Source organism: Vibrio sp. 2130-1, assembly GCF_033339515.1.
Genome location: NZ_JAWOUT010000243.1, coordinates 1 through 723 on the forward strand (window position 1 = coordinate 1; position 723 = coordinate 723).

A 723-nucleotide genomic window follows, 5' to 3' on the forward strand; every position below is an offset into this window, starting at 1 on the left:
ATTGCCGGTAAGCTGCAGAGAGATAAAGATTGCAGGAATAGTGTAAGCCAAAATGAGTACGCAATACTGAGCAATCTGCGTGTAAGTGATGCCTTTCATGCCACCAAGAACGGCGTACATGAATACGATACACATACCAATCAGTAGACCGGTTGAGTAATCCACCTCAAGGAAGCGACCAAACGCAACGCCAACGCCTTTCATCTGACCGATAACATAAGTGACCGACGCGATGATCAGACACACTACGGCTACGATACGCGCTGTCTTGGAGTAGAAACGCTCGCCGACAAACTCAGGCACGGTAAATTTACCGAACTTACGTAGGTAAGGGGCAAGCAACAGTGCAAGCAGCACGTAACCACCAGTCCAGCCCATTAGGAATACGCTGCCGCCGTAACCCATGAAGGCAATCAGACCCGCCATCGAGATAAACGATGCCGCAGACATCCAGTCTGCTGCGGTTGCCATGCCGTTAGCGATAGGGTTTACACCACCGCCCGCGACGTAGAACTCTTTGGTTGATCCAGCGCGTGCCCAAATCGCAATACCGATGTAGAGGACAAACGTCGCACCAACAACCAGATAAGTGATAGTTTTCAAATCCATCTGAGTGACTCCTTACTCATCCACGCCGAATTCACGGTCGATTTGGCGCATTCTCCACGCGTAGTAGAAAATAATACCTAGGAAGGCATAGATGGAGCCCTGCTGAGCAAACCA

2 protein-coding genes are annotated in these 723 nt (G+C 50.2%); both read right to left on the reverse strand.

Features of this window, described 5'->3' with window-relative positions:
• On the reverse strand, positions 1–609 hold a 609-nt coding region (locus R7Q09_RS25475; RefSeq protein WP_318143856.1), incomplete at its 3' end, for a VC_2705 family sodium/solute symporter.
• Positions 610–621: 12 nt separating this feature from the next.
• A partial coding sequence (locus tag R7Q09_RS25480; RefSeq protein ID WP_318143857.1) for a sodium/substrate symporter small subunit occupies positions 622–723 on the reverse strand: 102 nt, incomplete at its 5' end.